Genomic DNA, 436 nt, shown 5'->3' with positions numbered 1-436 from the left:
TAGGTGTCTCCCCACAACGGGTGTAGCGGGACACTGAAATCGGCAGGACCGGACACTGAAGTTGGCAGCAGCTCAGCTCAGGGAGGGTCATGGTACCAGCTCAACTGTTGTTGCCCCTCCGGCACTCTCCTGCCTTCACTTGCGGGCCACCGCTTCCCCTCATCGTCTGCGCAGGGCCTTTACCTTTTAACGTAGAAGCACCATGTCTTCGATCTCGAAGGGGCCGCTCGAAAAGATGCGGTTCCGACCTTCGTTCCACACAGCCTTCAGGAAAACCCCGTCCCCTTCTCTGAAGGTCCAGAAGACATTCTTATACTCTTGATGGTCTGACCTGATCTTGATGGTGTTACTGACCGAATGAAGTCTTCCAGTCTCACCGTCGTCCTTGATCTCTACTAGCGCAATGCTGTCTTTTGTTCGCCGTCCGTTTATTCCA

The 436-nt window shown here is 54.4% G+C and carries 1 protein-coding gene; it reads right to left on the bottom strand.

Annotation, left to right across the window (positions count from 1 at the left end):
- Window positions 1–186: 186 nt before the first annotated feature.
- Window positions 187–436, bottom strand: a 250-nt coding sequence (locus tag C5F48_RS25880; protein WP_219907854.1) for a hypothetical protein, incomplete at its 5' end; no start/stop codon positions are given.

The sequence above is a fragment of the Cereibacter changlensis JA139 genome, assembly GCF_003034985.1.
GTDB lineage: Bacteria > Pseudomonadota > Alphaproteobacteria > Rhodobacterales > Rhodobacteraceae > Cereibacter > Cereibacter changlensis.
The sequence above is the reverse complement of the archived record's forward strand: the minus strand, read 5'-3'. Positions and strand labels throughout refer to the sequence as shown.